At 51.9% G+C, this 25,311-nt stretch carries 22 protein-coding genes; 15 read left to right on the plus strand and 7 right to left on the minus strand.

Features of this window, described 5'->3' with window-relative positions; all coding sequences use genetic code 11:
* Positions 1 to 20: 20 nt before the first annotated feature.
* Positions 21 to 932 (minus strand): recombination-associated protein RdgC, encoded by a 912-nt coding sequence (gene rdgC / locus FEK66_RS01880; protein WP_130206205.1) that lies wholly within the window; start codon positions 930 to 932, stop codon positions 21 to 23.
* A gap of 124 nt (positions 933 to 1,056) precedes the next feature.
* Here rdgC and mak point away from each other — a divergent pair, with 124 nt between their 5' ends.
* Positions 1,057 to 1,965 carry a fructokinase gene (gene mak / locus FEK66_RS01885; RefSeq protein ID WP_135494309.1) on the plus strand — a complete coding sequence of 303 codons (909 nt, stop codon included), beginning with the start codon at positions 1,057 to 1,059 and terminating at the stop codon, positions 1,963 to 1,965.
* Between the two features lie 525 nt (positions 1,966 to 2,490).
* On the opposite strand, the gene araJ is transcribed toward mak, so the two are convergent.
* The 3 genes from araJ to sbcD form a co-directional block, all read right to left on the minus strand.
* Positions 2,491 to 3,675 carry an MFS transporter AraJ gene (gene araJ / locus FEK66_RS01890; protein ID WP_130260315.1) on the minus strand — a complete coding sequence of 395 codons (1,185 nt, stop codon included), beginning with the start codon at positions 3,673 to 3,675 and terminating at the stop codon, positions 2,491 to 2,493.
* Positions 3,676 to 3,800: 125 nt separating this feature from the next.
* A complete protein-coding gene (sbcC, locus tag FEK66_RS01895) occupies positions 3,801 to 6,944 on the minus strand; it encodes an exonuclease subunit SbcC (protein ID WP_135494307.1) in 3,144 nt (1,047 codons plus the stop codon).
* Entirely contained in the window at positions 6,941 to 8,143 is a 1,203-nt protein-coding gene (sbcD, locus tag FEK66_RS01900; protein ID WP_130206213.1) for an exonuclease subunit SbcD, read from the minus strand. Before sbcD ends, sbcC begins: the two co-directional genes overlap by 4 nt.
* Before the next feature lie 189 nt (positions 8,144 to 8,332).
* On the opposite strand from sbcD, the gene phoB reads away from it, so the two are divergent.
* The 5 genes from phoB to malZ all read left to right on the plus strand — a co-directional run bounded on the left by phoB (position 8,333) and on the right by malZ (position 15,522).
* Positions 8,333 to 9,022, plus strand: coding sequence for a phosphate response regulator transcription factor PhoB (gene phoB / locus FEK66_RS01905; RefSeq protein WP_000113933.1), 690 nt, complete (start codon positions 8,333 to 8,335; stop codon positions 9,020 to 9,022).
* A 57-nt stretch (positions 9,023 to 9,079) separates the two neighbouring features.
* Complete coding sequence (gene phoR, locus FEK66_RS01910) at positions 9,080 to 10,375, plus strand: phosphate regulon sensor histidine kinase PhoR (protein WP_130206215.1); 1,296 nt, start codon at positions 9,080 to 9,082, stop codon at positions 10,373 to 10,375.
* Between the two features lie 405 nt (positions 10,376 to 10,780).
* Positions 10,781 to 12,100, plus strand: coding sequence for a branched-chain amino acid transporter carrier protein BrnQ (brnQ, locus tag FEK66_RS01915; protein ID WP_130206217.1), 1,320 nt, complete (start codon positions 10,781 to 10,783; stop codon positions 12,098 to 12,100).
* Between the two features lie 76 nt (positions 12,101 to 12,176).
* Positions 12,177 to 13,550 (plus strand): proline-specific permease ProY, encoded by a 1,374-nt coding sequence (proY, locus tag FEK66_RS01920; RefSeq protein WP_130223251.1) that lies wholly within the window; start codon positions 12,177 to 12,179, stop codon positions 13,548 to 13,550.
* Between the two features lie 154 nt (positions 13,551 to 13,704).
* Positions 13,705 to 15,522: a maltodextrin glucosidase gene (gene malZ, locus FEK66_RS01925; protein ID WP_135494305.1), complete on the plus strand. Its 1,818-nt coding sequence runs from the start codon at positions 13,705 to 13,707 to the stop codon at positions 15,520 to 15,522.
* A gap of 4 nt (positions 15,523 to 15,526) precedes the next feature.
* Here the strand turns inward: malZ and acpH are convergent, their stop codons facing one another.
* Positions 15,527 to 16,108 (minus strand): ACP phosphodiesterase, encoded by a 582-nt coding sequence (acpH, locus tag FEK66_RS01930; protein ID WP_130206223.1) that lies wholly within the window; start codon positions 16,106 to 16,108, stop codon positions 15,527 to 15,529.
* Positions 16,109 to 16,200: 92 nt separating this feature from the next.
* On the opposite strand from acpH, the gene queA reads away from it, so the two are divergent.
* The 8 genes from queA (at position 16,201) to yajD (ending at position 22,769) form a co-directional block, all read left to right on the plus strand.
* On the plus strand, positions 16,201 to 17,271 hold the full coding sequence (gene queA / locus FEK66_RS01935; RefSeq protein ID WP_135494303.1) for a tRNA preQ1(34) S-adenosylmethionine ribosyltransferase-isomerase QueA: 1,071 nt from the start codon (positions 16,201 to 16,203) through the stop codon (positions 17,269 to 17,271).
* A gap of 54 nt (positions 17,272 to 17,325) precedes the next feature.
* Positions 17,326 to 18,453 carry a tRNA guanosine(34) transglycosylase Tgt gene (tgt, locus tag FEK66_RS01940; protein WP_000667317.1) on the plus strand — a complete coding sequence of 376 codons (1,128 nt, stop codon included), beginning with the start codon at positions 17,326 to 17,328 and terminating at the stop codon, positions 18,451 to 18,453.
* 22 nt (positions 18,454 to 18,475) lie between these two features.
* Positions 18,476 to 18,808, plus strand: a complete 333-nt coding sequence (gene yajC / locus FEK66_RS01945) for a preprotein translocase subunit YajC (RefSeq protein WP_000007629.1) — start codon at positions 18,476 to 18,478, stop codon at positions 18,806 to 18,808.
* A 27-nt stretch (positions 18,809 to 18,835) separates the two neighbouring features.
* Complete coding sequence (gene secD, locus FEK66_RS01950; protein WP_130206228.1) at positions 18,836 to 20,683, plus strand: protein translocase subunit SecD; 1,848 nt, start codon at positions 18,836 to 18,838, stop codon at positions 20,681 to 20,683.
* Between the two features lie 10 nt (positions 20,684 to 20,693).
* The gene (gene secF / locus FEK66_RS01955) at positions 20,694 to 21,665 is read left to right on the plus strand and encodes a protein translocase subunit SecF (protein WP_130206230.1); all 972 of its coding nucleotides are present in this window, start codon (positions 20,694 to 20,696) and stop codon (positions 21,663 to 21,665) included.
* Positions 21,666 to 21,817: 152 nt separating this feature from the next.
* Complete coding sequence (locus FEK66_RS01960) at positions 21,818 to 22,060, plus strand: type II toxin-antitoxin system ParD family antitoxin (RefSeq protein ID WP_001226938.1); 243 nt, start codon at positions 21,818 to 21,820, stop codon at positions 22,058 to 22,060.
* On the plus strand, positions 22,053 to 22,334 hold the full coding sequence (locus FEK66_RS01965; RefSeq protein WP_135494301.1) for a type II toxin-antitoxin system RelE/ParE family toxin: 282 nt from the start codon (positions 22,053 to 22,055) through the stop codon (positions 22,332 to 22,334). Before FEK66_RS01960 ends, FEK66_RS01965 begins: the two co-directional genes overlap by 8 nt.
* Positions 22,335 to 22,421: 87 nt before the next feature.
* Positions 22,422 to 22,769 carry an HNH nuclease YajD gene (gene yajD / locus FEK66_RS01970; protein WP_000974823.1) on the plus strand — a complete coding sequence of 116 codons (348 nt, stop codon included), beginning with the start codon at positions 22,422 to 22,424 and terminating at the stop codon, positions 22,767 to 22,769.
* A gap of 216 nt (positions 22,770 to 22,985) precedes the next feature.
* Here the strand turns inward: yajD and tsx are convergent, their stop codons facing one another.
* A complete protein-coding gene (tsx, locus tag FEK66_RS01975; RefSeq protein ID WP_116836751.1) occupies positions 22,986 to 23,870 on the minus strand; it encodes a nucleoside-specific channel-forming protein Tsx in 885 nt (294 codons plus the stop codon).
* Positions 23,871 to 24,166: 296 nt separating this feature from the next.
* Complete coding sequence (locus tag FEK66_RS01980) at positions 24,167 to 24,709, minus strand: DUF3251 domain-containing protein (protein WP_130206232.1); 543 nt, start codon at positions 24,707 to 24,709, stop codon at positions 24,167 to 24,169.
* 150 nt (positions 24,710 to 24,859) lie between these two features.
* Here FEK66_RS01980 and nrdR point away from each other — a divergent pair, with 150 nt between their 5' ends.
* Positions 24,860 to 25,309, plus strand: coding sequence for a transcriptional regulator NrdR (gene nrdR, locus FEK66_RS01985; RefSeq protein WP_064527125.1), 450 nt, complete (start codon positions 24,860 to 24,862; stop codon positions 25,307 to 25,309).
* Positions 25,310 to 25,311 lie beyond the last annotated feature (2 nt).

A 25,311-nucleotide genomic window follows, 5' to 3' on the forward strand; every position in this document is an offset into this window, starting at 1 on the left:
CATTGAAGGCAAACCAGCTATTAACGTTGCGCTTCGCCGCCCAATCCTTCGATCAGGTTTTGAATTAACGCTGCCAGTTCGCCGGTCATCAGGATGAAATCGGCGTCAAAACGCTGGGCAAAATCTTCGCGGTCGATATCTTCGTTTTGATCGCGCAGCTCGTCGCAGAACTTCAGGCGCTTGAGCGAACCATCGTCGCACATCACAAACTGAACGCGTTGCTGCCAGTCGAGCGCCAGTTTAGTCACCACTTTTCCGGCTTCAATGTGATTGGTGATCTCTTCGCTGGTCAGATCTTGTTTCTTCGCGCGGATCACGCCGCCATCTTCCAGCAGCGATTTCAGCTCGGCTTCATCAAGCAGCTGGAAGCCCTGTGCCGCGCTGCCGGAGCGTACCCATTCGGTCAGCGTCAGTTCAATCGGGTTTTCCATGCTCAATGGCACAACCGGTAACGACCCCAGGCTTTTACGTAGCAGTGCCAGCGTATCTTCCGCTTTTTTGGCGCTGGCGCAGTCCACCATGATCAAACCGTTCACCGTGTCGATCCACATCATGGTTTGGCTGAAACGGCTGAAGGCGCGAGGCAGCAGAGAGTGCAACACTTCATCTTTCAGCGAATCTTTTTCGGTTTTCTTCAGCTTACGCGCCTGTTCCGCTTCCAGTTTGGCGATTTTCGCTTCCAGCGCCTGTTTAATCACCGGAGACGGGAGGATTTTTTCTTCTTTGCGCGCGCAGATAACAATTTGACCATTGGCAACGTGCGTTAACGCATCGCTGTGTGATCCCATCGGAGGAACCCAGCCCATCTTCGCCATATCCTGGCTGCCGCATGGGGTAAATGCCATCGAGGCTAGCTGTTTTTCCATCTCTTCTGCACGCAGCGAAATTTCGCGGCTAAGACGGTAAACCATTAAATTTTTGAACCACAGCATGATAATTTCCACGGCCTTGTCGTTAAATTTAGCGGGCATGATAACGAATTGTCGGCGGCCTTGCATTGCCAATCCGGTTGTCCGTCTCTACGCTATTGATATTGAAAAAAATAAGGAGAGTACCGTGCGTATAGGTATCGATTTAGGCGGCACCAAAACTGAAGTGGTTGCACTGGGCGATGCAGGGGAGCAGTTGTACCGTCATCGTCTGCCCACGCCGCGTGATGATTACCGCCAGACCATAGAAACGATCGCCACGTTGGTTGATCTGGCGGAGCAGGCGACGGGGCAGCGTGGAACAGTGGGGATGGGGATCCCCGGCTCGATTTCACCCTATACCGGCGTGGTGAAAAATGCCAATTCAACCTGGCTTAATGGTCAACCATTCGATAAAGACTTAAGCGCGCGGTTGCAGCGGGAAGTGCGGCTGGCAAATGACGCCAACTGTCTGGCGGTTTCGGAAGCGGTAGATGGCGCGGCAGCGGGAGCGCAGACGGTATTTGCTGTGATTATCGGCACGGGATGCGGCGCGGGCGTGGCATTCAATGGGCGGGCGCATATCGGCGGCAATGGCACGGCAGGCGAGTGGGGACACAATCCGCTACCGTGGATGGACGAAGACGAACTGCGTTATCGCGAGGAAGTCCCTTGTTATTGCGGTAAACAAGGCTGTATTGAAACCTTTATTTCGGGTACCGGATTTGCCACAGATTATCGTCGTTTAAGCGGACATGCACTGAAAGGCAGTGAAATTATTCGTCTCGTTGAAGAAAGCGATCCGGTTGCCGAGCTGGCATTACGTCGTTATGAGCTACGACTGGCGAAGTCGCTGGCGCATGTGGTGAATATTCTCGACCCGGATGTGATTGTCCTGGGCGGAGGGATGAGCAATGTTGACCGTTTATATCAAACGGTTCCGCCGTTGATTAAACAATTTGTCTTCGGTGGCGAATGTGAAACGCCGGTACGTAAGGCGAAACATGGTGATTCGAGCGGCGTACGCGGCGCCGCATGGTTATGGCCACAAGAGTAAAAAAAACAGGCAATTGGTGCATCATGCCTGATGCGACGCTTGTCGCGTCTTATCAGGCGTACAAAATAAGCAGCCGTAGGCCGGATAAGGCGCTCGCGCCGCATCCGGCACCGTGCTCAGATGCCTGATGCGACACTGGCGTGTCTTATCAGGCCTACAAAATGAGCATCCCGTAGGCCGGATAAGGCGCTCGCGCCGCATCCGGCACCGTGCTCAGATGCCTGATGCGACACTGGCGTGTCTTATCAGGCCTACAAAATAAGCAGCCGTAGGCCGGATAAGGCGCTCGCGCCGCATCCGGCACCGTGCTCAGATGTCTGATGCGACGCTTGTCGCGTCTTATCAGGCCTACAAAATGAGCATCCCGTAGGCCGGATAAGGCGTTCACTCCGCATCCGGCACCGTGCTCAGATGCCTGATGCGACGCTTGCCGCGTCTTATCAGGCCTACAAAATGAGCAGCCGTAGGCCGGATAAGGCGTTCACGCCGCATCCGGCAACAAGTAACGTGCATTGTGACTGCAACCTATCTCAGTGGTTTCGCCAGCACCGGACTCTCCGCTACTTGCTGGCGCTTATAGCGACCATACAGCAGCAATGAGGACATCGCAGCAAACGAGAGCAGGGCGGCAGGTAACGCCACGTAATTATACGCCAGCCCCAGCGTCAGCATCATCCCGCCGCAATAAGCACCCACGGCGCTACCGAGGTTAAACGCTATTTGCCCACCCGCGGCACCTAATAACTCCCCACCTTTGGCATTCTGCAGTAACAATATTTGCAGCGGTGCTGAAAGGGCAAATAATCCCGCGCAACATATAAAAGCAAAAATAAGCGACGTTGTTTTCATGCCGCCGAAGAAAAAGAGCATCAACAGTGCCAGTACAATAATAAAGTCAGTCACTGCCGCAATGCGTAGCGGCGAGTAACGTCCAGAAATCCGGCCACTTAGCATATTCCCCAGCACCATCCCCAGTCCGACCAGCATCATAATGAAGGTCATCGCCGTTTCCGAAAAACCGGAAATAAACATCATGTAAGGTTTAACGTAACTAAACCAGGCAAACACACCTGCGTTGCCAAACATCGTGGCGGCAAAAATTAACCACGGGGCCGGGCTGCGCAAAAAGTGAAATTGTTCGCGCAGCTTTCCTTTCGCCTCGTCGCGAATATCCGGTACCCAAAAATAGACCGATGCCATCACCGCAATATTAAAAACAGCGATCAATAAAAAGGTGTAACGCCAGCTAAATTCCTGACTTAAATACGTTCCCAGCGGAATGCCCAGCAAATTGGCGACCGTCATCCCGGAAACCATACCCGCCACGGCGGCGGTGACTTTGCCGGGTTGGATAATTTTCGATAACACGATCGCTCCGACGCCAAAAAATGCGCCATGCGGAAAGCCGGATACCAGGCGACCAATGGCGAGCATCAGGTAAGACGAAGAGAGCGTGAACATGGCGTTGCCAATGACGCACAACGCCACCAGAAACAACAAGATATGTTTGAGTGAGTAGCGACTGGAAAAAAGCGCGATTATTGGCGCACCGACCACCACCCCCAGCGCATAATACGAAATCATATGCCCGGCGGCTGGAATCGAAATTCCCACATTATGCGCCAGCTCCGTGAGCACCCCCATAATGCCAAATTCAGCCATCCCCAGGCCAAATGTGCCGAGTGCCAAAGATAAAATAACTTTTTTCATACCACCATCACAACCAACAGAGCAGCTACGAATCACCGTAGCCAATAAAGTGATAGCTTGCAGGATAACGACCAGCCGGGCCAAGAGATAATTCGCCCCTCTGTATTCATTATCCTGCTGAATAGTTATTTCACCGCAAACGCGCTTTCCAGTTTACTGTAGCCCAGTCCGTTGATCTTCTTCACTTTAATCTGCACCGGAATACGCTCTTTCATCGCTTCAACGTGGCTAATCACCCCGATGGTTTTACCACTGGCGTTCAGGGCATCCAGTGCGTCAAGGGCGGTATCCAGCGTTTCGCTATCCAGCGTGCCGAAACCTTCATCGAGGAACAGCGAGTCAATACGCGTTTTATGGCTGACCAGATCCGAAAGCGCCAGCGCCAGAGCCAGGCTCACGAGGAAACTTTCGCCGCCGGAAAGCGTACGGGTATCGCGTACCGCATCTGCCTGCCAGGTATCGACAACTTCGACCTCCAGCGCCTCGCTGGCTTTACGCTGTAACAGGTAGCGACCGTGCAGCCGGGTAAGTTGCTGGTTAGCCAGATGGACCAGATTGTCCAGCGTCAGCCCCTGAGCGAATTTACGGAATTTATCGCCCTCTTTGGAGCCAATCAGCGAATTAAGATATCCCCAGTCCTCAACCTGCTGCGTCGTCTGTGCAATTTGCTGCATTAAGGTTTGTTGTTGCTGACGGTTGTCTGCATCCTGCTTCAGCTGCTGGCGAATTTCCCCCTGGCGAGTGGTGTTTTCACGCAACTTTTGGTGAGTTTGCGCTAACTCTTGCTGAATCTGTTCCACCGTCACCGTGAGATCCAGTCCGTCAGGTCGGTGTTGCTGATGCTGTGCCAGTGTTTCAGCTGTCTGAGTGGCCAGCGCTTGTGCCTGACGACGCTGGTTTTCCAGATTCTGTTTCAGCTGTTCCAGCTGAGTTAGCGTCTGCTCATCCATTAACGCCGCAAGAAATGCCTGCTGATCGTCAAAAATGCTGTCCTGTAGCGCGGTGTCAAACTGCGCCTGAACTTTTTGCAGACTTTGTGCTGCCAGAACCTCCTGTTGCTGCAACGTTTGCTGCTGGCTTTGCAACGCGAGGCATTGTTCGTGAACTTGCCGCCAGTTTTCCAGCGCCACAGTTTCTTCGCTGTGCGGGAGTTCATCATTTTGCGGCAACGTTTCCAGAATCGGCGTCAGCTGCTGAATACGGTTTTGCAGCGCGGTTAATTCGTTCTGGCGTTGCTGCCAGCTCTGCGCTTCTTGCTGACGTGTCGCCAACCAGCTCTCTTCTTCATCTTCCTGTGGCAATGTCAGTGCATAACCCGCCAATGCTGTTAAGAGTTGCTGCTGGCGTTGTTCAATTTGCTGTTGATACTGGATAATTTGCTGATTATGCGCGGCAATCTGACCTTGTAATTCATACCGTTGGCTGAGTAACCGCAGCTGGCGTTCGTGCTCATCTTGTGCATCTAGCCACGGTTGAATATCGTCCTGTGGCTGCAAGGTGATATTGAGGCTGGCCGTGACGGCTTGCCATTGTTGAGTAAGTGCTTGCTCATCTTGCCGGAGGCTTTGCGCTTCGTTTTCATCACGCTGAAGCTGCTTCGTTAATGCATCCAGTTGCCCGCGCAGCGCCGCGCCTTCTTCGCCGAGCTTTTTCACTTCGTTTTCCAGCGTTAATAGCCGGGCCTGATTAACGCCCGGTTCCAGCGCCTGATACGCCTCGACCGCCGGGTGGCTGGTGGAACCACAAAGTGGACAAGGCTGACCTGCCTGTAACTGCGCGCGCTGGGCTTCCAGCGTTTTAATGCGAGCTTCCTGCTCGCAAATGGTTTTGACATCGGCAAGTTGCTGCGTCTTTTCTTTATAACGCTGGCGCATTTCGTTAAGTGCGGCATTACGTTGCGTCTGTTCCAGAGTGACATTCTGGATAGCGACCTGTAACTGCGCCAGACGTTTTTGTTGGGGAACAATCTGCCCATGCAGCGCAACCAGGCGTTGACGCAGTGGGCGTTGCTCAGCATATTGCGCCTGGGCGCTAGCAACTTCATCGGCAGTTAACGTCAACGTGATCGCCGCAAGCGCATTAAGTTTTTGCTCAGAATGGGTTAACTGTTGCTGCCATTGCCGCAGATGCTCGCGATCGCTGGTTTGTTGGGAGAACTGCGCACGCCAACCTGCCAGTTCGTTGTTCCACTGACGGAAGCGATCGTGTTCCTGTAACCAGGCATTCAGGCTTTGTTGCTGCTGCTGTAATTCTGCTGACTGCTTCGCCGCGTGGTAGCGAATGCTCGCGCGAAGCGCCATTGTGCTCTGTAAGCGAGTATTTACTTCTTCAATCTGCTGGCGAGTATGCGCCAGCGCCGCGCTGTGTTCTGCGATGCGTTCCCAGTGCGGACGAAGATTTCGTGCCGGTTGCGCCAGGCTGAGGGCTGCCAGTTGCGGTTGTGCTTTTTCTTCCTCGGCTAACGCCTGTTGCAGTGCCTGCTGACGGCGACTGGCTTCCTGCTGCAACTCGTCCTTACGCGTTAACCAGTTAAGTGATTGTTGTTCTTGCTGCTGCGCAGTGAGTAACCGTTTCTCTTCGTCAGTGAGTACCTGCAAACTATCTGTAAGCGATTGCAGCTGTTCTGGCGCTAATAACGCAACGCCGCTGGCCTGCGCTTGCAGTTTCTCCAGCTCAGTACGGGCCGATTTATGCTGTTCAAAAACCATCGCCGAGATTTGCCCGTAGATTTCGGTGCCGGTTAACTCCTCGAGCAATTCCGCGCGTTCTTTCGGTTTCGCATTGAGGAAGGCAGCAAATTGCCCCTGCGAAAGCAGCATCGAACGGGTGAAGCGCCCGTAATCCAGTCCGGTTAACGTCGCCGTCAGTTCCAGCTTATCTTTCACTTTGTCGGCGAGAATTTTGCCGTCTGCGCAGCGCGCCAGCTCTACGCGTGGCACCTGCAAATTACCGTCCGGCTGGTTACGCGCCCGATTCTGGCTCCAGAACGCGCGATACGCTTCACCTTTCACTTCAAATTCCACTTCCGCCAGACATTCGGCGGTATCGCGGGTCATGAGATCATTTTGTGATTGCGAAACGTTAGAGAGGCGCGGGGTTTCGTGATACAGCGCCAGACAAATGGCATCGAGTAGGGTCGTTTTTCCCGCACCTGTTGGACCGGTAATGGCAAACAGCCCGTTGCTGGCGAACGGCTCGCGGGTGAAATCAATCTTCCATTCGCCTTTTAATGAGTTCAGGTTTTTCAGGCGCAGGCTGAGAATTTTCATGCTTCGTGTTCTCCGGCGAGGGTCTGCAACGTCGTGGCGAAAAGATTCTGTAGACGTTGCTGCTGCGATTCATCCAGTTCTTCCAGTGCCAGACGGCGATTGAACACCTCTTCGACGCTGAGTTCGCTGAGGGTTTCACGCTGTTGGCTGGCTAACACACGCTCGCGCTGTTCACGACTCCGGCGTACCAGCAATACTTCGACAGGTAATGATTCGGTTAATGCCTGGATTTTGCGCTGAATATCATGCAGATACTCATCGGTAGTGATTTCGATATCCAGCCAGACAGGTGGCTCTTGTGATACATCGCGCCACTGTTCCAGCTGTTCGGTAATCGACGCCAGATCGCCTTTCAGCACCGCCATGGGTTGCGTTACCGGTACGTTCAGATTTTCCACGCTCTCTAATTTGCCGTTTGAAAATGTCACCAGATGGACATATTTACTCTTACCGCATTCATCAAAACTCAGTGGAATGGGGGAGCCGCAATAGCGAACATGTTCCATGCCGCCAATAATCTGCGCGCGGTGAATATGCCCGAGCGCGATGTAGTCGGCTGGCGGAAAGTTTTGTGCCGGAAACGCGTCCAGCGTGCCAATATAGATGTCACGCACGGCGTCACTTTTACTGGCGCCCACGGTCGTTAAATGTCCCGTGGCGATGATGGGCAGAGGCTGATCGCCGCGCAGCTTGCAGGCATCGGCATAGTGTTGTTGATAATAATCAGTAATAGCTGCCAGCAAATGCTGCTGTTTTTCAATACCGTTAAGTCCCGCCTGGCTGGTAATAATGTCACGCGGGCGTAAAAAAGGAATGGGGCACAGCACTGCGCCTGGCGTCCCGTCGCGACGAGGCAAGATTTGCGGCGCATGTCCGGCGCTGGCGACCACGGTAGTATTGAGGAACGCCATGATATCGCGCGATTCATTCAGCGTGGCGACCGAATCATGGTTTCCTGCCAGTACCACCAGATGACAGCCAGTTTGCTGTAAATTGACAACAAAACGGTTGTATAACGTGCGGGCGTAACTGGGCGGTGAGCCGGTATCGAAAACATCACCGGCAACAATAATCGCATCCACCTGATGGGTTTGTGCTGTCTCCAGCAGCCAGTCAAGAAAAGCCTGATGCTCAGCTTCGCGGCTTTTACTGTAGAAGTTCTGGCCGAGATGCCAGTCTGAAGTGTGAAGGATGCGCATAACGATTCTCTGGCGAAAAAGCATGGGCGCGATTATACCCAAACAGGTGCGCTATTTGCTTTTTTCTGCACCACAGAAATCAATAACCTGAAAGGATGTGCGGCGTGCTTTTCATAAATCTGTCATAAATCTGACGCATAATGACGTCGCATTAATGATCGCAATCTATTTATTACAACAGGGCAAATCATGGCGAGACGTATTCTGGTCGTAGAAGATGAAGCTCCAATTCGCGAAATGGTCTGCTTCGTGCTCGAGCAAAATGGCTTCCAGCCGGTCGAAGCGGAAGATTATGACAGTGCTGTGAACCAACTGAATGAACCCTGGCCGGATTTAATTCTCCTCGACTGGATGTTACCCGGCGGCTCCGGTATCCAGTTCATCAAACATCTCAAGCGTGAGTCGATGACCCGTGATATTCCGGTTGTGATGTTGACCGCCAGAGGGGAAGAAGAAGATCGCGTGCGCGGCCTTGAAACCGGTGCGGATGACTATATCACCAAGCCGTTTTCGCCGAAGGAGCTGGTGGCGCGAATCAAAGCGGTAATGCGCCGTATATCGCCGATGGCGGTGGAAGAGGTGATTGAGATGCAGGGGCTAAGTCTCGACCCGACATCTCACCGGGTGATGGCGGGCGAAGAACCGCTGGAGATGGGGCCGACTGAATTTAAACTGCTGCACTTTTTTATGACGCATCCCGAGCGCGTGTACAGTCGCGAGCAACTGCTAAATCACGTCTGGGGAACCAACGTATATGTAGAAGACCGCACGGTCGATGTCCACATTCGCCGCCTGCGTAAAGCACTGGAACCCGGCGGGCATGACCGCATGGTGCAGACCGTGCGCGGTACAGGATATCGTTTTTCAACCCGCTTTTAACGCCTTGCTCATCGGACGCAGAGCAGGGCTTATGATTTCTTAACTGGAGTATCTTACGTGCTGGAACGGCTGTCGTGGAAAAGGCTGGTGCTGGAGCTGCTACTTTGCTGCCTCCCGGCTTTCATCCTGGGTGCATTTTTTGGTTACCTGCCCTGGTTTTTGCTGGCATCGGTAACAGGACTGCTTATCTGGCATTTCTGGAATTTATTGCGCCTTTCATGGTGGCTGTGGGTGGATCGCAGTATGACCCCGCCACCGGGGCGTGGTAGCTGGGAACCGCTGCTGTACGGTTTACACCAGATGCAACTGCGTAATAAAAAACGCCGCCGCGAGCTGGGTAATCTTATCAAACGCTTTCGTAGCGGCGCGGAGTCGCTACCCGATGCGGTGGTCCTGACCACGGAAGAGGGTGGGATTTTCTGGTGTAACGGTCTGGCGCAACAAATTCTTGGTCTGCGCTGGCCGGAAGATAACGGGCAGAACATCCTTAACCTGCTGCGTTATCCGGAGTTTACGCAATATCTGAAAACGCGTGATTTTTCTCGCCCGCTCAATCTGGTGCTCAACACCGGGCGGCATCTGGAAATTCGTGTCATGCCTTATACCCATAAACAGTTGCTGATGGTGGCGCGAGATGTCACGCAAATGCATCAACTGGAAGGGGCGCGACGCAACTTTTTTGCCAACGTAAGCCATGAGTTACGCACGCCATTGACGGTGTTACAGGGTTACCTGGAGATGATGGATGAGCAGCCGCTGGAAGGCGCGGTACGCGAAAAAGCATTGCACACCATGCGTGAGCAGACTCAGCGGATGGAAGGGCTGGTGAAGCAGTTACTGACCTTGTCGAAAATTGAAGCCGCGCCGACGCAGTTGCTGAATGAGAAGGTTGATGTGCCGATGATGCTGCGCGTCGTTGAGCGTGAAGCTCAGACGCTGAGCCAGCAAAAACAGACATTTACCTTTGAGATTGATAACGGCCTCAAAGTGTCTGGCAGCGAAGACCAGTTACGCAGTGCGATTTCGAATCTGGTCTATAACGCCGTGAATCATACGCCGGAAGGTACGCATATCACCGTACGCTGGCAGCGAGTGCCGCACGGTGCCGAATTTAGTGTTGAAGATAATGGACCGGGCATTGCACCGGAGCATATTCCGCGCCTGACCGAGCGTTTTTATCGCGTTGATAAAGCGCGTTCCCGACAAACTGGCGGTAGCGGGTTGGGGTTAGCGATCGTGAAGCATGCGGTAAATCATCATGAAAGCCGGCTCAATATTGAAAGTACGGTGGGCAAAGGTACGCGTTTCAGTTTTGTTCTGCCGGAACGTTTAATTGCCAAAAATAGCGATTAATCCGCCTTTGTCATTTTTTGTTGCCATAAGCCAGCCGATGCTGGCTTTTTTTCTTTGCAGTCAAAAAACGGGCGCTGAATTTTACAATGTATGGTGATTTTTTGTTCGCATGATAAGCCATATCTTTTTCACGGAAATAGTGTTTTATACTGGTTTGTGATTTCTTATCGTTATATCCCTCTGGTTTTTAGATCCCTCCTTGCTTTAAAACGTTATAAGCGTTTAAATTGCGCTTCAGGTGCTGTCATACTGACTGCATTCACGCGGTAAATCGAAAAACTATTCTTCGCCGCGCCTGGTTGGGAGTATTTCCCGCTAAAATTGTTTAAATATACCGCTGTATCATCCCCAGGGATTGGCACAAAATTTAACGTTACAACACCACATCCACAGGCAGTATGATTTATGACCCATCAGTTAAGATCGCGCGATATCATCGCTCTGGGCTTTATGACATTTGCGTTGTTCGTTGGCGCAGGTAACATTATTTTCCCTCCTATGGTCGGCTTGCAGGCAGGCGAACACGTCTGGACTGCGGCATTCGGCTTCCTCATTACTGCCGTTGGTCTGCCGGTATTAACGGTAGTGGCGCTGGCGAAAGTTGGCGGCGGCGTTGACAGTCTGAGCACACCAATCGGTAAAGTCGCAGGCGTGCTGTTGGCAACAGTCTGCTACCTGGCGGTAGGGCCGCTGTTTGCAACACCGCGTACGGCAACAGTCTCCTTTGAAGTGGGCATTGCGCCGCTGACGGGTGACTCCGCACTGCCGCTGTTTATCTACAGCCTGGTCTATTTCGCTATCGTTATTCTGGTTTCGCTCTATCCGGGCAAGCTGCTGGATACCGTGGGCAACTTCCTTGCGCCGCTGAAAATTATCGCGCTGGTCATCCTGTCTGTTGCTGCGATTGTCTGGCCTGCGGGTTCTATCAGCACGGCAACTGAGGCTTATCAAAACGCTGCGTTTTCTAACGGCTTCGTTAACGGCTATCTGACCATGGATACGCTGGGCGCGATGGTGTTTGGTATCGTTATTGTTAACGCGGCGCGTTCTCGCGGCGTTACCGAAGCGCGTCTGCTGACCCGTTATACTGTCTGGGCTGGCCTGATGGCGGGCGTTGGTCTGACTCTGCTGTACCTGGCGCTGTTCCGTCTGGGTTCAGACAGCGCGTCGCTGGTTGATCAATCCGCGAACGGTGCCGCTATTCTGCATGCTTACGTTCAGCACACCTTTGGCGGCGGCGGTAGCTTCCTGCTGGCGGCGTTAATCTTCATCGCTTGTCTGGTAACGGCGGTTGGCCTGACCTGCGCTTGTGCGGAATTCTTCGCTCAATACATCCCGCTCTCATACCGTACGCTGGTGTTTATCCTCGGCGGCTTCTCGATGGTGGTGTCTAATCTGGGCTTAAGCCAGCTGATTCAGATCTCTGTACCGGTGCTGACTGCCATTTATCCGCCGTGTATCGCACTGGTTGTATTAAGTTTTACACGCTCATGGTGGCATAATTCGTCCCGCGTGATTGCTCCGCCGATGTTTATCAGCCTGCTTTTTGGTATTCTCGACGGGATCAAAGCATCTGCATTCAGCGATATTTTACCGTCCTGGGCGCAGCGTTTACCGCTGGCCGAACAAGGTCTGGCGTGGTTAATGCCAACGGTGGTGATGGTGGTTCTGGCCATTATCTGGGATCGCGCAGCAGGTCGTCAGGTGACCTCCAGCGCCCACTAAATCACTGTAAATTTGTTTTAACCACGGGGCTGCGATGCCCCGTGGTTTTTTTATTGTGTTGATGGGTTAGGAATTGATGGAAAGTAAGAACAAGCTAAAGCGTGGGCTAAGTACCCGACACATACGCTTTATGGCACTGGGTTCAGCAATTGGCACCGGGTTGTTTTACGGTTCGGCGGACGCCATCAAAATGGCCGGGCCGAGCGTGTTGTTGGCCTATATTATCGGTGGTGTCGCGGCGTATATCATTATGCGTGCGCTGGGAGAAATGTCGGTACATAACCCGGCTGCCAGCTCTTTCTCGCGTTATGCGCAGGAAAACCTTGGCCCGCTGGCAGGTTATATCACCGGCTGGACCTACTGCTTTGAAATCCTTATTGTCGCCATCGCCGATGTGACCGCTTTCGGTATCTATATGGGCGTCTGGTTCCCGACGGTGCCGCACTGGATATGGGTGTTGAGCGTGGTGCTGATTATCTGCGCCATTAACCTGATGAGCGTGAAAGTATTTGGTGAGCTGGAGTTCTGGTTCTCGTTCTTTAAAGTCGCCACCATTATCATCATGATCGTTGCTGGTTTCGGTATCATCATTTGGGGGATTGGCAACGGCGGGCAACCGACCGGTATCCATAACCTGTGGAGCAACGGCGGCTTCTTCAGTAACGGCTGGCTTGGCATGGTGATGTCGTTGCAAATGGTGATGTTTGCCTACGGTGGTATTGAAATTATTGGTATTACCGCCGGTGAAGCGAAAGAGCCGGAGAAGTCTATTCCGCGCGCGATTAACTCAGTGCCGATGCGTATTCTGGTGTTCTATGTTGGTACGCTGTTCGTCATTATGTCTATCTATCCGTGGAATCAGGTAGGTACTGCTGGTAGCCCGTTCGTGCTGACGTTCCAGCATTTGGGGATTACCTTTGCCGCCAGCATTCTTAACTTCGTTGTGCTGACAGCCTCTTTGTCGGCAATTAACAGCGACGTGTTTGGTGTAGGCCGTATGCTGCACGGCATGGCAGAGCAGGGCAGTGCGCCGAAAATTTTCAGCAAAACGTCGCGTCGCGGTATTCCGTGGGTCACGGTGCTGGTCATGACTACCGCGCTGCTGTTTGCGGTGTATCTGAACTACATCATGCCGGAAAACGTCTTCCTGGTGATTGCCTCGCTGGCGACCTTCGCTACCGTGTGGGTGTGGATTATGATCCTGCTGTCGCAGATTGCCTTCCGTCGCCGCCTGCCGCCAGAAGAAGTTAAAGCGCTGAAATTTAAAGTTCCTGGCGGGGTGGCAACGACCATCACTGGGCTGGTTTTCCTGGTCTTTATCATCGGACTGATCGGTTATCACCCTGAAACGCGTATCTCTCTGTACGTTGGTTTTGCGTGGATTGTGGTGCTGTTGATTGGCTGGATGTTTAAACGCCGCCACGATCGCCAGCTGGCAGAAAACCACTAATTCCTGCCTTTTGTCGCCGGATCAGGAGCAAAACCTGATCCGGCTATTCCGAAAATTATCCGCCCCCGTTCTCCTCCCCCAAATATCCTTCAGATGATGAGTGATCCTGCATTAGGCTATGGCAAGGTGAGCACATTTTCATCACAGGGGAATTATGATGTTAAATGCATGGCACCTGCCGGTGCCCCCATTTGTTAAACAAAGCAAAGATCAACTGCTCATTACACTGTGGCTGACGGGCGAAGAGCCGCCACAGCGCATTATGTTGCGCATGGAAAACGATAACGAAGAAACATCAATACCGATGCATAAACAGCGCAGCCAGCCGCAGCCAGGCGTGACGGCGTGGCGGGGAGCGCTCTCTCTCGCCACCGGGCAACCACGGCGGCGCTACAGTTTCAAATTGCTGTGGCACGATCGCCAGCGTTGGTTTACGCCGCAAGGTTTCAGCCCAATACCACCAGCACGGCTGGAACAGTTTGCCGTCGATGTGCCAGATATCGGGCCACAATGGGCGGCGGATCAGATTTTTTATCAGATCTTCCCGGATCGTTTTGCCCGGAGTCTGCCTCGTAATGCCGATCAGGATCATGTCTATTATCATCACGCCGCCGGGCGGAAAATCATATTGCGTGACTGGGATGAACCGGTCACGGCACAGGCGGGCGGATCAACGTTCTATGGCGGCGATCTGGACGGGATAAGCGAAAAACTGCCGTACCTGAAAAAGCTCGGCGTGACGGCGCTGTATCTTAATCCGGTGTTTAAAGCACCCAGCGTGCATAAATACGATACCGAAGATTATCGCCACGTCGATCCGCAGTTTGGCGGCGACGGGGCGTTGCTGCGTTTGAGAGACAACACGCAGCAGCAAGGAATGCGCCTGATGCTGGACGGCGTGTTTAACCACAGTGGCGATTCTCATGCCTGGTTTGACAGGCACAATCGCGGGACGGGCGGCGCTTGCCATAACCCCGAATCGCCCTGGCGCGACTGGTACTCGTTTCGCGATGACGGCACGGCGCTCGATTGGCTGGGCTATGCCAGCCTGCCAAAACTGGATTATCAGTCGGAAAGTCTGGTGAATGAAATTTATCGCGGTGAAGACAGCATTGTCCGTCACTGGCTGAAAGCGCCGTGGAATATGGACGGCTGGCGACTGGATGTGGTGCATATGCTGGGGGAAGCGGGTGGGGCGCGCAATAATTTGCAGCATGTCGCTGGCATCACTGAGGCGGCGAAAGAAACCCAGCCAGAAGCGTACATTGTCGGTGAATATTTTGGCGATGCGCGGCAATGGTTACAGGCCGATGTGGAAGATGCATCGATGAACTATCGGGGCTTTACTTTTCCGCTGTGGGGCTTTCTCGCTAATACCGATATCTCTTACGATCCGCAGCAGATTGACGCTCAAATCTGTATGACCTGGATGGACAATTACCGTGCCGGGCTTTCTCATCAACAGCAACTGCGTATGTTTAACCAGCTCGATAGTCACGATACCGCGCGATTTAAAACGTTACTCGGACGGGATGTTGCGCGTCTGCCACTGGCGGTCGTCTGGCTGTTCACCTGGCCTGGTGTGCCGTGTATTTATTACGGCGATGAAGTGGGGCTGGACGGCAATAACGATCCATTTTGTCGTAAACCGTTTCCCTGGGACCCGGAAAAACAAGATACGGAACTATTCGCGCTGTACCAGCGAATGATTGCGCTGCGTAAGAAGAGCCTGGCATTGCGTCGTGGCGGCTGTCAGGTGTTGTATGCGGAAGATAACGTGGTGGTGTTTGTGCGTGTGCTCAATCAGCAGCGTGTGCTAGTGGCAATCAACCGTGATGAAGCGTGTGAAGTGGTGCTACCCGCATCGCCGTTGCTTAATGTCGCGCAATGGCAATGCAAAGAAGGGAACGGACAACGGGTCGATGAGATCCTGACGTTGCCCGCGATATCAGCCACGGTGTGGATGAATTAATACCCTACAACGCTTTGCGTGACGCCTGCTCCATCATCCGCGGATAAAATTGCCAGAAGCGGGTTTCAAGGGCGTCGTAATGGGTGTCTAAATCGTACCAGGAGTCACGCAGAGCATCCAGACGTGGGCGACGGCTTGCCATGCCGTTTAACACGCTCTGGATGAAATCCATATCGCGATAGCGCACCAGCCATTGCTCTGACCATAAGTAATTATTCAGATTGATAAAGCGCGGCGGTGAGTCCGGCAAAATCGTCATCACTTGTTCGCGGGCATAACAGACAAATTTCTGTAGCGGAAAGTCCGGCGACAGCTGCGACCAGTGGCGGGAAAGAAAGTGATCCCACATCACATCCAGCGTAATAGGCGCAACGCGGCGAGTTTCGTTGCGAAACCACTCCCGCGCTTCGCGGACTTCCGGCAGATTGTCGGTTAACACATCGATACGCCGATGCATATGAATACCTGCAACCACGTCGGGCGGAAAACTTTCGTCAGGATTTCCGCGAACAAAATCAGCCAGTAAATTGCCGGAAAGCGAACTTTCAGCGAGATGGGCTAAATGCAGGTGAGCTAAAAAATTCATCGATTATATTCTATCCAAAGGGGGGTAAAGGTTGCAGGGAGAGCGCCCCGGCACTAGACTACCCGCCTCTTATTTTAGTCTGAGTCAGTGTCATGCGCGTTACCGATTTCTCCTTTGAATTGCCCGAATCCCTGATTGCCCACTATCCCATGCCTGAACGCAGTAGCTGTCGTTTACTGTCGCTGGACGGGCCGACGGGCGCGCTGACGCACGGTACTTTCACCGATTTATTCGACAAGCTCAACCCCGGCGATCTTCTGGTTTTTAACAATACTCGCGTGATCCCGGCGCGCCTGTTTGGGCGTAAAGCCACTGGCGGTAAAATTGAAGTGCTGGTTGAGCGGATGCTCGACGACAAACGCATTCTCGCGCATATTCGCGCCTCGAAAGCGCCAAAACCGGGCGCGGAGCTACTGCTGGGCGATGATGAAAGCATCAAAGCAACAATGACCGCTCGTCACGGCGCGCTGTTTGAAGTCGAATTTAACGATGAGCGCTCGGTGCTGGATATTCTCAACAGCATCGGCCATATGCCACTGCCGCCGTACATCGACCGTCCGGACGAAGATGCAGACCGCGAACTTTATCAAACGGTTTATAGCGAAAAACCAGGCGCGGTAGCAGCACCGACCGCCGGACTGCACTTTGACGAACCGCTGCTGGAAAAATTACGCGCCAAAGGCGTGGAGATGGCATTCGTGACCCTGCATGTGGGGGCGGGTACGTTCCAGCCGGTACGCGTCGACACCATTGAAGACCACATCATGCACTCGGAATATGCAGAAGTGCCGCAGGATGTGGTTGACGCAGTGCTGGCTGCGAAAGCGCGTGGTAACCGGGTGATTGCGGTTGGCACCACCTCTGTTCGCTCGCTTGAGAGCGCGGCCCAGGCGGCGAAAAACGATCTGATTGAACCGTTTTTCGATGATACACAAATCTTTATCTATCCCGGCTTCCAGTACAAAGTAGTCGATGCGCTGGTGACTAACTTCCATCTGCCGGAGTCAACGCTGATTATGCTGGTTTCCGCATTTGCCGGTTATCAACACACCATGAACGCCTATAAAGCGGCAGTAGAAGAGAAATATCGCTTTTTTAGTTACGGTGATGCGATGTTTATCACGTACAATCCGCAGGCAATTAATGAGCGCGTCGGGGAGTAATTCCGCGGCGCTGGTTTAAACGTTGGACTGTTTTTCTGACGTAGTGGAGAAAAAATGAAATTTGAACTGGACACCACCGACGGTCGCGCACGCCGTGGCCGCCTGGTCTTCGATCGTGGCGTAGTGGAAACGCCTTGTTTTATGCCTGTTGGCACCTACGGCACCGTAAAAGGGATGACGCCGGAAGAAGTTGAAGCCACTGGCGCGCAAATTATTCTGGGTAACACTTTCCACCTGTGGCTGCGCCCGGGCCAGGAAATTATGAAACTGCATGGCGATCTGCACGATTTTATGCAGTGGAAAGGCCCGATCCTTACCGACTCCGGCGGCTTCCAGGTCTTCAGTCTTGGCGATATTCGTAAAATCACCGAACAGGGCGTGCACTTCCGTAACCCCATCAACGGCGATCCGATTTTCCTCGATCCCGAAAAATCGATGGAGATTCAATACGATCTTGGCTCAGACATCGTCATGATTTTTGACGAGTGTACGCCGTATCCTGCTGACTGGGATTACGCGAAGCGCTCTATGGAGATGTCGCTGCGTTGGGCGAAGCGTAGCCGCGAGCGTTTTGACAGTCTCGGCAACAAAAATGCGCTCTTTGGTATCATTCAGGGCAGCGTTTACGAAGATTTACGTGATATCTCTGTTAAAGGTCTGGTAGATATCGGTTTTGATGGCTACGCTGTCGGCGGTCTGGCAGTGGGTGAGCCGAAAGCAGATATGCACCGTATCCTGGAGCATGTGTGTCCGCAAATTCCGGCAGACAAACCACGTTACCTGATGGGCGTTGGTAAACCGGAAGACCTGGTTGAAGGCGTGCGCCGCGGTATCGATATGTTTGACTGCGTAATGCCAACACGTAATGCGCGTAACGGTCATCTGTTCGTGACCGATGGCGTGGTGAAAATCCGCAATGCGAAGTATAAGAGCGACACTGGCCCGCTCGATCCTGAGTGTGATTGCTACACCTGTCGCAATTATTCACGTGCCTACTTGCATCATCTCGACCGTTGCAACGAAATATTAGGCGCGCGACTCAACACCATTCATAACCTTCGTTACTACCAGCGTTTGATGGCGGGTTTACGCAAGGCTATTGAAGAGGGTAAATTAGAGAGCTTCGTAGCTGATTTTTACCAGCGTCAGGGGCGAGAAGTACCACCTTTGAACGTTGATTAATATTAATAATGAGGGAAATTTAATGAGCTTTTTTATTTCTGATGCGGTAGCGGCAACGGGTGCTCCGGCACAAGGTAGCCCGATGTCTTTGATTTTGATGCTGGTGGTATTCGGTCTGATTTTCTATTTCATGATCCTGCGCCCACAGCAGAAGCGCACCAAAGAACACAAAAAGCTGATGGACTCCATCGCGAAAGGTGATGAAGTGCTGACGAACGGTGGCCTGGTCGGTCGCGTAACCAAAGTAGCAGAAAACGGCTACATTGCTATCGCGCTGAATGACACCACTGAAGTAGTTATTAAACGTGACTTCGTAGCCGCCGTTCTGCCGAAAGGCACCATGAAGGCGCTGTAATTAAAATTTTTCCCTAAGGGAATTGCCGTGTTAAACCGTTATCCTTTGTGGAAGTACGTCATGCTGATCGTGGTGATTGTCATCGGTCTGCTGTATGCGCTTCCCAACCTGTTTGGTGAGGATCCGGCTGTTCAGATCACTGGCGCGCGCGGAGTCGCCGCCAGTGAGCAAACGCTGATCCAGGTCCAGAAAACGTTACAAGAAGAAAAAATAACTGCTAAGTCTGTGGCACTGGAAGAGGGCGCTATTCTTGCGCGCTTCGACTCCACTGACACCCAGCTACGCGCTCGTGAAGCATTAATGGGCATTCTGGGTGACAAATATGTCGTGGCGCTTAACCTTGCCCCGGCCACGCCGCGCTGGCTGGCAGCTATTCACGCTGAGCCGATGAAGCTCGGTCTTGACTTGCGTGGCGGCGTTCACTTCCTGATGGAAGTGGATATGGACACTGCGCTTGGCAAACTCCAGGAACAAAATATCGATAGCCTGCGCAGCGATCTGCGTGAAAAAGGCATCCCGTATACCACTGTTCGTAAAGAAAATAATTACGGTCTGAGCATCACTTTTCGCGATGGCAACGCCCGTGATGAAGCTATTGCATATCTGAGCAAGCGTCATCCCGATCTGGTCATTAGCAGCCAGGGTAGCAACCAGCTGCGTGCGGTCATGAGCGATGCGCGTCTCAGTGAAGCGCGTGAATATGCGGTGCAGCAGAACATTAACATCCTGCGTAACCGTGTAAACCAGCTTGGTGTGGCGGAGCCTGTAGTACAACGTCAGGGCGCAGACCGCATTGTCGTTGAGCTGCCAGGTATTCAGGATACTGCACGTGCGAAAGAAATTCTTGGCGCTACCGCGACGCTGGAATTCCGTCTGGTGAATACCAACGTTGACCAGGCTGCTGCTGCATCTGGACGCGTACCGGGCGACTCTGAAGTGAAACAGACCCGCGAAGGTCAGCCGGTTGTGCTGTACAAACGCGTGATTCTGACCGGTGACCATATCACCGATTCCACTTCCAGCCAGGACGAATACAACCAGCCGCAGGTTAACATCTCGCTCGACAGCGCAGGTGGTAACATCATGTCTAACTTCACTAAGGACAACATCGGCAAACCGATGGCGACCCTGTTTGTGGAGTATAAAGACAGCGGTAAGAAAGATGCTAATGGTCGTGCGGTTCTGGTGAAACAGGAAGAGGTGATTAACATCGCGAATATCCAGTCTCGTCTGGGTAACAGCTTCCGTATCACTGGTATCAACAACCCGAACGAAGCGCGTCAGCTGTCGCTGCTGCTGCGTGCCGGTGCGTTGATTGCACCGATTCAGATTGTTGAAGAACGTACCATTGGTCCGACCCTGGGTATGCAGAACATTGAACAGGGGCTGGAGGCATGTCTCGCCGGTCTGCTGGTTTCTATTCTGTTCATGATCATCTTCTATAAGAAGTTTGGTCTGATTGCGACCAGTGCTCTGATTGCGAACTTGATCTTGATTGTCGGCATTATGTCGCTGCTGCCTGGCGCGACGCTGAGTATGCCGGGGATCGCGGGTATCGTCTTAACCCTTGCGGTAGCGGTCGATGCGAACGTACTGATCAACGAACGTATTAAAGAAGAGTTAAGCAACGGGCGTACTGTTCAGCAGGCAATTGATGAAGGTTATCGTGGCGCGTTCAGTTCCATCTTCGATGCGAACATCACCACGCTGATTAAAGTCATCATCCTGTACGCAGTGGGTACCGGGGCAATTAAAGGGTTCGCGATTACTACCGGTATCGGTGTGGCGACGTCGATGTTTACCGCGATTGTCGGTACGCGTGCCATCGTAAACCTGCTATATGGCGGCAAGCGCGTCAAGAAGCTGTCAATCTGAGGAGTGCGATGTGGCACAGGAATATACTGTTGAACAACTAAACCACGGCCGTAAAGTCTATGACTTTATGCGCTGGGACTACTGGGCTTTCGGCATCTCTGGTCTGCTGTTAATCGCCGCGATCGTCATTATGGGCGTGCGCGGTTTTAACTGGGGGCTGGATTTCACCGGTGGTACGGTTATTGAAATTACGCTTGAAAAACCGGCTGAAATCGATGTAATGCGTGATGCATTGCAGAAAGCGGGCTTTGAAGAGCCGATGCTGCAAAACTTCGGTAGCAGCCACGACATCATGGTCCGCATGCCGCCAGCTGAAGGCGAAACCGGTGGTCAGGTGCTGGGCAGCAAAGTTCTGAAGGTGATTAACGAAGCTACCAATCAGAACGCGGCGGTGAAGCGTATTGAGTTCGTCGGTCCGAGCGTAGGGGCAGACCTTGCGCAAACCGGTGCGATGGCGCTGATGGCGGCACTGCTGTCTATCCTTGTATATGTCGGTTTCCGCTTTGAGTGGCGACTGGCGGCAGGGGTAGTAATCGCGCTGGCGCACGACGTTATCATTACGCTGGGTATTTTGTCGTTATTCCATATCGAGATTGACCTGACCATTGTGGCATCGTTGATGTCGGTTATCGGTTACTCGCTTAACGACAGTATCGTGGTATCGGACCGTATTCGTGAAAACTTCCGCAAAATCCGTCGCGGTACGCCTTACGAAATCTTTAACGTGTCCTTGACCCAGACGCTGCACCGTACTTTGATCACATCCGGTACCACCTTGATGGTTATCCTGATGCTGTATCTCTTCGGTGGCCCGGTGCTGGAAGGCTTCTCGCTGACCATGCTGATTGGTGTAACCATCGGTACCGCATCTTCCATCTATGTTGCATCTGCGCTGGCCCTGAAACTGGGTATGAAGCGTGAGCATATGCTGCAACAGAAAGTGGAAAAAGAAGGGGCGGACCAGCCGTCAATTCTGCCGTAAGGGTGTTTTTAAATCCGTTCAGTTAAAAAACCGTGGCGTATTTACGCTGCGGTTTTTTTTCGATTGTTGCTTATTGTACTGAATACAGCTTTGGTTGTAGAAAGAGTTCTGACATATACTTTGTATTAATAGTTAATACGTGGAGATCGCTTATGCGCAAAATTACCTCAGTAAGCGTTGGCGAACAATTAGATAGTTTTATTACCCGGATGGTTCAGTCTGGTCGTTATGGCTCGGCTAGTGAAGTGATGCGTTCGGCGCTTCGTCTATTGGAACAACAAGAATCCAGGGATGAAGCTGTCAGAAATGCTGTTATTGAAGGTCTTGAGAGCGGTGAAAGTTCGATGACGCTTCGTGATATCGCGGCAGAAAGGAAGCAAAAACATCGTGTATAAGCTTAGCGGAAAAGCTGTTGAAGATTTCAGAGGGATCTATGACTACACGCTGGGAAAGTTTTGTGAGGAGCAGGCGGATCGCTATACCGACTCTCTCGGCATTTTTCTGGATACACTCTCTCAAATGCCCGAGATAGGGCAAGACTATGATGCGATTCCAGAGGTAAAGAAGATCGCATTCAGGTTTCACACTGTTTATTACATTATAAGAGTAGATGACATTCTCATTGCGCGTATTCTTCATCAGCAGATGGAACCTCGCCGTCACTGGTAATGTGAGAATTTCTTTACTCAGGATTGCGAAAATCCCCGCATCTTGGGAAACTGCGCGTAACCCTACATTTCATCCAGGTAACTTTTCATGGCTATCATCCCAAAAAACTATGCGCGGTTAGAAAGCGGCTATCGCGAAAAAGCATTAAAACTCTATCCGTGGGTCTGCGGTCGCTGTTCCCGCGAGTTTGTCTATTCCAACCTGCGTGAACTTACCGTTCACCATATTGATCACGACCATACCAATAATCCGGAAGATGGTAGTAACTGGGAATTGCTTTGTCTCTATTGCCATGATCATGAGCATTCGAAATATACCGAAGCGGATCAGTATGGTACGACGGTTATCGCAGGGGAAGATGCGCAGAAAGATGTCGGTGAAGCGAAATACAACCCGTTTGCTGATTTAAAAGCGATGATGAATAAGAAGAAGTAATAAAAAATGCCGGATATAAAATCCGCTATTTGAGCTTTGTGACAAACGAAAAATTGCCTGATGCGCTACGCTTATCAGACCTACGTAATCTCAGCAATGTATTGAATTTGCGTGCTTTTGTAGACCAGATAAGGCGTTTACTCCGCATCCGGCATGAACAAAGCGCACGTTGTCGACAATCTGAAATGCCGGGAATAAATCCCGGCATTTTCACAATCAGAAGTTGTAACCTACCACCAGGTAACCACCCCAGCCGGTAGAGCGAACGTTGAAGTTGCCGTTACCGAAGTTCAGCTCTGCATCATCGTTCCACTGACCACCGTCATGCCAGTAACGTGCAACGACAGAGTAGTGCCAGTGATCGTAGTTCAGCGCCAGAATATGGCTGGAAGCGATGGAGTTATTGCTGCGCGTCTTAATACCGTTGATTGCGTTACCGCTGTCATCACCCAGATCGGAACCCCAGTCGAAGTTGGTGAAGCCGATGTAGCTCAGCTGACCGCCCCACAGATCGGTAATCGGCACAAAGTATTTAATTTTGAAACGGTAACCGTCCCACTCGTTTTCGTTCGCTGCGCCGTAGTTCTGCCACTGGTATTTCGCATACACGTTCATGGACAGGCTCATCGGCAGGCCAGTGTCGATGTCAGTACCCAGACCCATATACCAGGTGCTCTGGCGACCATCTTTGTTACGGCCCATGTCGTAAATGTAGTTGTTCGCGAAGTACCACTCTTTGAACGGACCGAAGCTAAGGTCAGTATTGGTCAGCTTATCGATGGAGAAACGCGGTTCGATTTCCATAAACAGCGGAGAACCGTGGTTCCAGATACCTTTGGCATCGGAGTTACCGCCGAAGAATACCGGCGCATCCGCGTAACCATAGAAATCGAACCAGTCTTTTTTAGCGAATGCTTCATACTCCAGGTAAGTATCGTTACGGATCTGCGGTCCGAAACGAGTGTGATAGCTACCAACTACGTTAACGCTCTGGTGCCACCAGTCGGAAAGGTACTGCGGTTTATCGTTTTCAGCTGCGTTGACAGTAAAAGACGAAGAGAGCGCCAGTACCGCACCGGCTGCCAGTAATGTTTTTTTCATATGTATGCCACTGTTTGAAAATCCCTTACGGGAGTGAAAAAGGCGCAAATTGCGTTTCTAAATATTTCCTATACAGAGGAGCCTATTATAAAAATCATTGCTCACAAAAATATGTTGTATTTCACAGTTCTATCATTTACGTAATCGATTGCGTTCACGAATACACATATTCGGGCGGGAATTGTACTGACTTTCACCCTTGTTGCAAACTTTTACTATCAATCTGGGTGATGTAAGCAGAGTAACAAAATGATGGGGAGGATGTTGCGGGACGCACAAAACGCCCCGAAAAACGTTTACTGCATAACAGGTTGAATGTCGTGGATGCGTACAAAGCCTAACTGATCCACAGAAATGCCCTTTAACTGTAACGGAATGTCAACATCACTGGGCGCGAGGAGGCTGGCCGGCGCGTTAATCAATTGATTCTGCACATTGATTTCCTGAAAGCTGTCGATTGTTCCCTGAATTTGCCCATATTCAACGGTTCCGCTGAAAGCGGGTAAGGGATCATTGGACTCACCCTGAATACGCAGCGTCAGAGTGGTGCCATCTGCAATTGGCGTAATATTCACCAGCGACATACGTAAAGTGCCAATTTGGCTTTCCAGCCGTGCCGGTGTATTTGCACCAGGCAACAGGTAAACCCCACTGCTGGATTTTGCGTTCAGCGTATTTTGCTGGGTGATTTTGACGGTTTCTTTGTTGAGCTGAGTCATCTCTTTATTCAACGTGTTGACGCTGTGTTTCATCTGGCGCACTTCGCTTTGCTGTACGCAGGCGCTCAGGCTGAACAGGCTTCCCAGCAGGAATAGTCGAAAACATACTTTAATGTTCATAGGTCGTCCCTTTCTCATCTCAATAAGTCTAATGGTAGAGGCTTAAAGCCGTGAAAGCATCGATCCTTTATCTCAAAAGCGTTGCGCCTTTGTTGTATCGTCAGTTCAGGGTAAAATAGATTTCTATTAACCACCTGGTCAGGACGCCGTATGCATTGCCCATTCTGTTTCGCCGTGGACACTAAGGTAATTGACTCTCGTCTCGTGAGCGAGGGCTCTTCCGTACGCCGCCGTCGGCAGTGTCTGGTGTGTAATGAACGTTTCACTACTTTTGAAGTTGCGGAACTGGTTATGCCGCGTGTCGTGAAAAGCAACGACGTGCGCGAACCGTTTAATGAAGAAAAATTGCGTAGCGGAATGCTGCGGGCGCTGGAAAAACGTCCGGTGAGTTCCGATGACGTCGAAATGGCGATCAACCATATTAAATCGCAACTCCGCGCCACCGGTGAGCGCGAAGTGCCGAGCAAAATGATTGGCAATCTGGTGATGGAGCAATTGAAAAAGCTCGATAAAGTCGCCTATATCCGTTTTGCCTCTGTCTATCGCAGTTTCGAAGATATCAAAGAATTTGGCGAAGAGATTGCGCGCCTGGAGGATTAAAC

Origin of the sequence: Escherichia sp. E1130, assembly GCF_005781065.1 — a bacterium.
Taxonomy (GTDB): Bacteria; Pseudomonadota; Gammaproteobacteria; order Enterobacterales; family Enterobacteriaceae; genus Escherichia.